The sequence below is a fragment of the Variovorax sp. P1_H12_2 genome, from assembly GCF_056405335.1.
On sequence record NZ_JBFUCI010000370.1, the window covers coordinates 1 to 6442 of the forward strand.

Here is a 6442-nt window from a genome sequence, read left to right on the forward strand (position 1 = left end):
GTGCAGGCGTGACCACCACCGCCGCCGCAGCAGCCGGCTCGGGCGCCGGCGGCGGCGCGACCACGATGCTGCGCGTGATGAAGGTGTTGGCGAGCGGAGAGGGGCGCGGGCCCGTGACCGGTGGCGTCAGCCCCAGCAAGGCCAGGTGGGCCAGCACCACGGCCGCAGTCAGCAGCGCGAGCCCGCGCCAGGGTGGGCGCGGAGCGTCGGGGGCATCGGGCAGGGCTGCGGGAAGCATCGGGGATGGAGCGGACGCCGGCCCAGAGGTTCACCTCGGTACACTGCCGCCCGTCCAACCAGTTTAGTAGCGATGCCGAGCCGGCACTCGCCGCCACCCATGAAACTCGCCACCCTCAAAGACGGTTCCCGCGACGGCCAGCTCGTCGTCGTTTCGCGCGACCTCGTCAGCGCCCACTACGCCACCGGCATCGCCAGCCGCATGCAGCAGGTGCTCGACGACTGGGGCTTCATGAGCCCGCAGCTGCAGGACCTCTACGACGCACTCAACGGCGGGCGGGCCCGGCACGCCTTTCCCTTCGATCCGGCGCAGTGCATGGCGCCGCTGCCGAGGGCCTACCAGTGGGCCGACGGCTCGGTCTACCTCAACCACGTCGAACTGGTTCGCAAGGCGCGCAACGCCGAAGTGCCCGAGAGCTTCTACACCGACCCGCTGATGTACCAGGGCGGCAGCGATGACTTCATCGGCCCCTGCGACCCGGTGGTGGTCGCCAGCGAGGCCTTCGGCATCGACTTCGAGGCCGAGATCGCGGTCGTCACCGGCGACGTCAGGATGGGCGCCACCCCGGCGCAGGCGCTCGACGGCATCCGCCTCGTGATGCTGGCCAACGACGTCAGCCTGCGCAACTTGATCCCAGCCGAACTGGCCAAGGGCTTCGGCTTCTTCCAGAGCAAGCCCGCGACCGCCTTCAGCCCGGTCGCGGTCACCCCGGACGAGCTGGGCGACGCCTGGCAGGGCGGCCGCGTGCACCTGGCGCTGCAGAGCACCTGGAACGGCCGCAAGGTCGGCATGTGCGATGCGGGCGAGGAGATGACCTTCCACTTCGGGCAATTGATTGCCCACATCGCCAAGACCCGCAACGTGCGCGCCGGCAGCATCGTCGGCAGCGGCACGGTGAGCAACAAGGGCGTCGAGAAGAAGGGCGGCATGGACTGGCCCAAGGGCTACAGCTGCATCGCCGAGAAGCGCTGCATCGAGACCATCCAGGACGGCCAGCCCAGCACCGAGTTCATGAAGTACGGCGACACCATCAAGATCGAGATGAAGGGCCGCGACGGACAGTCGGTCTTCGGCGCGATCGACCAGGAAGTGGTGGCCCCGGCGGCGGCGAGGTAGCCGCGCTCAGGCCGGCGCCGGGCCGCCCCAAGCCGGCCTGCGGCCCCCTTGGGGGGCAGCGACCCACACGCAGTGGGGGAGCGTGGGGGCTCTCAGGCCCGCGCGCCCCGCAGCAGTTCCTTCAGGCTCCGTATCCCCAGCCGCCGGAACGCCCGGTACTGGTGGGTGCGCACGGTCGTGAGCTCGATGCCGATCTCGCGCGCCGTCTCCTTGGCGGTCTTGCCGGCCAGCAAGTGGCCGACCACCTCGCGCTCGCGCAGGCTCAGGCCCAGCAGGCGCGATGCCAGCGCCGGCTCCGCGGCCTCCCGGACAGCGACTGCGCTGCGCGCATGGGCGGCGGTGGCGTCGGCGAGCAGTGCGGCGTGGGTTTCGAGCAGCGCGAAATCCGCAGCGCCGAAATCGGGCTGGGCGAGGCTGCGGTAGAAGCTCACGGCCGCCCGCTGGCCGGTCGGCAGCAGAAGCAGCACCGAGCTGCGCTCCCGGATGCCGACATCGCCGTAGCACGCGGCCCGGTAGGCCGGGTCTTCCACCTCCTCGGCCCGATGGTGGCCGAGCCAGATCTGCGGGCCCTTGGGCAGCTTGCGAGCGGCCAGCCAGGCCATGTGGGGGTCCAGCCGGTCGAAGCGCTCGGCCACGTAGCGCTCGGCGGTGCGCTCGGCCGTGTGGCCATAGGTGCTGGCGGCCGAGACGGTTTCGATGCGGCCGTTGGCGCTCGCCGCGAACACGGTGCAGAAGGTCACGGGCAGCACGCGCTGCATCGCCGTCAGGTAGCTGGCGGCCAGGTGCGGCGTGCCGATGCCCGCGAGCACGTCGCAGACGACGGGCGCTGACAGGGCCTGGCCGGCGGCACGGACGGGCCAGCGTTTCATTGCGATTTAGGGGTTAACACTTCGTACGAAGTTACGACATCGGCGTCGCAGCTGCATCAGGACAATCCCGTTCCATGAACACTGCCGCCGTGAACCCTCCCGCTGCGCGCGCCGGCGACGCCGCCAGCGGTCCGCTGCCGCCAGCCGCCGCCGGCCTGCCGCCCTCGGTCGGCGCCTTCCACTACACGCGCTTCGAACCCCGGATGCCGGCGCTGGAGAAGGGCGCCGAGCCCGGCCGCCATCCGGTCGTGATCGCGGGCGGCGGGCCGGTCGGCATGTCGCTCGCGCTCGGCCTGGCGAACCATGGCGTGCGCAGCGTGATCCTGGAGGCCGACGACACGGTCTGCGTCGGCAGCCGCGYGGCCTGCATTTCGCGCCGCAGCCTCGAGATCGTCGAGCGCCTGGGCGCGTTGCCGGCCTTCCTGGCCAAGGGCCTGCCCTGGACGGGCGGGCGCAGCTACTACAAGACCGACGAGGTGTTCCGCTTCGAGATGCCGCACGACGAGCAGCAGAAGCTGCCGCCGATGATCAACCTGGAGCAGTACTACATCGAGCAGTACCTGCTGGACGAGATCGACCGCCGCAACGCGTCCACGCCCGGACTGATCGACATCCGCTGGGGCACCGAGCTCACCGGCTTCGTGGAGGATGCGGACGGCCTGGTGCTCGCGGCCCGCAACGCGCTCGGCGATTACGCGCTGCGCGGCGAGTGGCTGGCCGCCTGCGACGGCGGCCAGAGCTTCGTGCGCAAGTCGCTCGGCCTCGAACTGGTCGGCACCGGCTACGAAGGCCGCTACGTGATCATCGACATCGAGCTGCACAGCGCGTATCCGACCGAACGCCGCGCCTGGTTCGATCCACCCTGGAACCCCGGCTCGACCGTGCTGATGCACCGCCAGCCCGACGACATCTGGCGCATCGACTACCAGCTGCGCGCGGGCCAGAGCACCGAAGAGGCGCTGCAGCCCGCGGCGGTGGCCGAGTTCGTGCAACGCCATCTCGATGCCATCGGCGAAGGCCACCTGCCCTGGCACACGGTGTGGACCTCGGTCTACCGCGCCGGCGCGATGACGCTCGAGAGCTACCGCCACGGCCGCGTGCTGTTCGCAGGCAATGCCGCGCATGCGATGCCGATCTTCGGCGTGCGCGGCCTCAATTCCGGCTTCGACGATGCCGACAACCTGGCCTGGAAGCTGGCGCTGGTGGCCCGCGGCGTCTCGGAGGCGTCGCTGCTCGACAGCTACTCGCAGGAGCGCATCGCGGCCTTCCACATCAATGCCGAGAACGCGATGCGCAGCACCGAATTCATGTCGCCGCCCTCGCGCGGCTTCGACTTGCTGCGCGAGGCGGCGTTGTCGCTCTCGGGTGCGCACCGGGGCATCGCCAATTTGATCAACCCGCGCCAGACGCAGGCCGTGGGCTACGAGGGATCGATGCTGTCGAGCGAAGGCGAGGCGCTGACCGCCGGTCCGCGGCCGGGCGAGGTCATGCCCGAGCAGGCGCTGGCCGAGGGCCTGCATCTGACGGACCGCCTCGGCCCGGCCTTCACCGTGCTGGTGCTGAACATGCAGGAGCCGGACCTACTCCTGGCCTCCGACGTGGCGCGGGCACAGGCCGGGCCGCTGCCGGTCGCGCTGTGCGAGCTGTTGCCGAGCGAAGCCGGTCCCGAGGTGTTCGCGGCGCTCGGCGCGGCGCAGGGCGCCGTCTATCTGTTGCGCCCCGACGGCCATGTGGTTGCGCGCTGGCGACGTCCGCCCGAGGGCGAGCTGCTGCGGGCCCTGGCGCGCGCCGCCGTGCTGCCAACCAAGGAGTCCCCATGACCGCCCTGTCCCCCGAAGCCCGCGACCGCGTATACGCCGAGTGCGCGCGCGCCATCAGCGAAGCCGGCGCCGAACGAGAATCGCTGTTCCTCGCGCGGCTTGCGCTGTTGCTGTTCGAGCAGGTCGGCGACGAAGCACGCTGCCGGGCCGCGCTCGCGCAGGCGCTGGATGGCTTGCCGGTGCCGTCGCTCTCCGCCTGAGCCCTTACATTCCAGAACACACGAAACCAGGAGACTTATTCGATGGATCGCAGAACCCTGCTCACCACCCTCGCCGCGACTGCGGCCGCTGCAGCCGCTCCGTGGGCGCGCGCCCAGGGCGCCTATCCTGACCAGCTCATCAAGTGGGTGGTGCCGTACCCGGCCGGCGGCGGCACCGATGTGATCGCGCGCACCCTGGCCGAGGCCATGCGGCAGACGCTGGGTCAGCAGATCGTGATCGACAACCGTCCCGGCGCGTCGACCAACATCGGCGCCGAACTGGTCGCCAAGGCCAAGCCCGACGGCTACACCATCATGTCGGCCGACAACGCGCTGCTGGCCTTCAACGAGCACCTGTTCAGCAAGCTGCCGTTCAACCCCGAGAAGGACTTCAGCTACATCGGCGCGATCGGCAAGTTCCCGCTGGCGCTGGTGGTGCACCCGGACTTCCCGGCGCAGGACTTCAAGGCCTTCCTGGCCTATGTCAAGGCCAATCCGGGCAAGGTCAACTACGCCTCGCCGGGCAACGGCTCGCCGCATCACCTGGCGATGGAGATGTTCAAGGTCCGCACCGGCACCTTCATCACCCACATTCCGTACCGCGGTGCGGCGCCGGCGATGGCCGACGTGATGGGCGGCCAGGTGCCGGCCATGTTCCTCGACCTCGCCTCGGGCCTGTCCATCATGCAGAGCAAGAAGGTGCGCGTTCTGGCCATCGGCTCGGGCAGCCGCTCGAAGCTGTTGCCCGAAGTGCCGACGCTGGCGGAAGTGGGCGTCGCGAATTCCGAAGTGTTCGCCTTCCAGGGCGTCGTGGGACCGGCCGGCATCCCGCCGGCGATCGTCGCCAGGCTCAACGGCGACCTCAATCGGGCATTCACCGCGCCGGCGGTGCAGAAGCGCTTCAACGACTTCGGAATGGAGGCGATGCCCGGCACGCCGCAGCAGTTCGCGGCCCTGTCGCGCGCCGAATCCCAGCGCTGGGGCCCGATCATCAAGGCCGCGGGCATCAAGCTCGATTGACTGGCCCCCACGCTCCCTCACTGCGTGTGGTCGCTGCCCCCCGAGGGGGCCGCAGGCCGCCTTGGGGCGGCCCGGCGCCGGCCTGACCCTCTTTCCGGGCTACGGCTTCGCGAAGGCCCTGCGTGAGCCGTCCTCGAACTCTTCGTCGTCGCGCTCCAGCTTGCCGCTGGGATCCCAGGCGCGTTCGCGCGTGATGCGGCCCTTGCTGTCGTAGATCGATTCGGCGATGAGGACGCCCGTGTCGCTGAAGCGTTGATGGGCGCCGATGGGGATCTGGCTGAGGCGGTCGCTGGCCAGGTAGCGGCCGACGGCTGCCCGCTGGCCGTTGTCGTGGAATTCGGTGATCTCGATCAGGCGCGCCTTGCCGTCCACGCCATGGACCGACTTGCTGCGCGGCTGGCCGTTCTGGTAGTAGCTGGTGTCGCTCAGCGGCGCCCCGGCGGTGTTCCAGAGCTGCTCGCGCACCAGCGTGCCTTTCTCGGAGAACTCCTGCTCGCGCTGCTTGACCGCGCCGCGCTCGCCGATCAGCGAGATCACTTCGCGGCGCTTGATCCCTTCGGAGGAGAAGCGTCTTTCGGTGCGCTGGTTGCCCACCACCTCGTCCTGCGTCGCGGGCTTGCCGTTGTCGTAGAGGTCTTCGCTGCGCACCCGCTTGCCGGCCACATAGGACAGCCGCGACCGCAGCGTCCCCTGGGCGTCGAACAATTCGACCTTCGACGCGCCGTCGCGGAAGCCGCACAGCCGTGCGTCGTCGGCCACCGGCGCCAGCACCGGCTTGTCGCCGCAGCGCAGTGCCGAGAGCTGGCCGCTTTCGGTGAACTCGACCGAGGCGCGCTCGCCCGCCGCATCGGCGAAGAAGGTCACGCGGCGCAGCGACCCGGTCGCATAGAAGCTGCGCACCAGGCCCATCTCGCGGCCGTCCTCGTAGGTCGCATCGCGCAGCACCTGTCCGGTGGGCGAGAACTCGCGGGCCCGGCCCTCCATGTTGCCGCGCGCGTTCACGCTGTGTTCCTTCACGAGCTTGCCGTCCTCGTAGAAGCGCACCAGGCCCGTGAAGGTGCCGCTCTGGATCTGCTGCTCGCGCACCAGCAGGCCGCTGTCGCGGTCCTTGCAGCGCATCAGGCCGGTTTTGCCGACGGTGGTGCCGCCATTGGCCGGATTCGCCGCCTGGCCGTTGAG

General features: G+C 70.1%; 6 protein-coding genes and 1 pseudogene. 4 read left to right on the plus strand and 3 right to left on the minus strand.

The genetic code is table 11. The annotated features are described in order from the left end of the window. Window positions 1-238: pseudogene (locus tag AC1D2K_RS27290) on the minus strand (DUF3108 domain-containing protein); the annotation flags it as partial. Between the two features lie 99 nt (window positions 239-337). Between AC1D2K_RS27290 and AC1D2K_RS27295 the strand changes: the two are divergent. After that, window positions 338-1354: a fumarylacetoacetate hydrolase family protein gene (locus AC1D2K_RS27295; protein WP_478092567.1), complete on the plus strand. Its 1017-nt coding sequence runs from the start codon at window positions 338-340 to the stop codon at window positions 1352-1354. A gap of 92 nt (window positions 1355-1446) precedes the next feature. On the opposite strand, the gene AC1D2K_RS27300 is transcribed toward AC1D2K_RS27295, so the two are convergent. Further along, window positions 1447-2223 (minus strand): LuxR C-terminal-related transcriptional regulator, encoded by a 777-nt coding sequence (locus AC1D2K_RS27300; protein ID WP_478092569.1) that lies wholly within the window; start codon window positions 2221-2223, stop codon window positions 1447-1449. Window positions 2224-2297: 74 nt separating this feature from the next. Here AC1D2K_RS27300 and AC1D2K_RS27305 point away from each other — a divergent pair, with 74 nt between their 5' ends. The 3 genes from AC1D2K_RS27305 to AC1D2K_RS27315 are packed head-to-tail and all read left to right on the plus strand — an operon-like array spanning window position 2298 to window position 5263. After that, window positions 2298-4043 carry an FAD-dependent monooxygenase gene (locus AC1D2K_RS27305; RefSeq protein WP_478092571.1) on the plus strand — a complete coding sequence of 582 codons (1746 nt, stop codon included), beginning with the start codon at window positions 2298-2300 and terminating at the stop codon, window positions 4041-4043. Further along, entirely contained in the window at window positions 4040-4243 is a 204-nt protein-coding gene (locus tag AC1D2K_RS27310) for a hypothetical protein (RefSeq protein WP_478092573.1), read from the plus strand. Before AC1D2K_RS27305 ends, AC1D2K_RS27310 begins: the two co-directional genes overlap by 4 nt. 42 nt (window positions 4244-4285) lie before the next feature. Beyond that, a complete protein-coding gene (locus AC1D2K_RS27315) occupies window positions 4286-5263 on the plus strand; it encodes a Bug family tripartite tricarboxylate transporter substrate binding protein (RefSeq protein WP_442281973.1) in 978 nt (325 codons plus the stop codon). 99 nt (window positions 5264-5362) lie between these two features. Here the strand turns inward: AC1D2K_RS27315 and AC1D2K_RS27320 are convergent. Then, a partial coding sequence (locus tag AC1D2K_RS27320) for a toxin-antitoxin system YwqK family antitoxin (protein WP_478092576.1) occupies window positions 5363-6442 on the minus strand: 1080 nt, incomplete at its 5' end.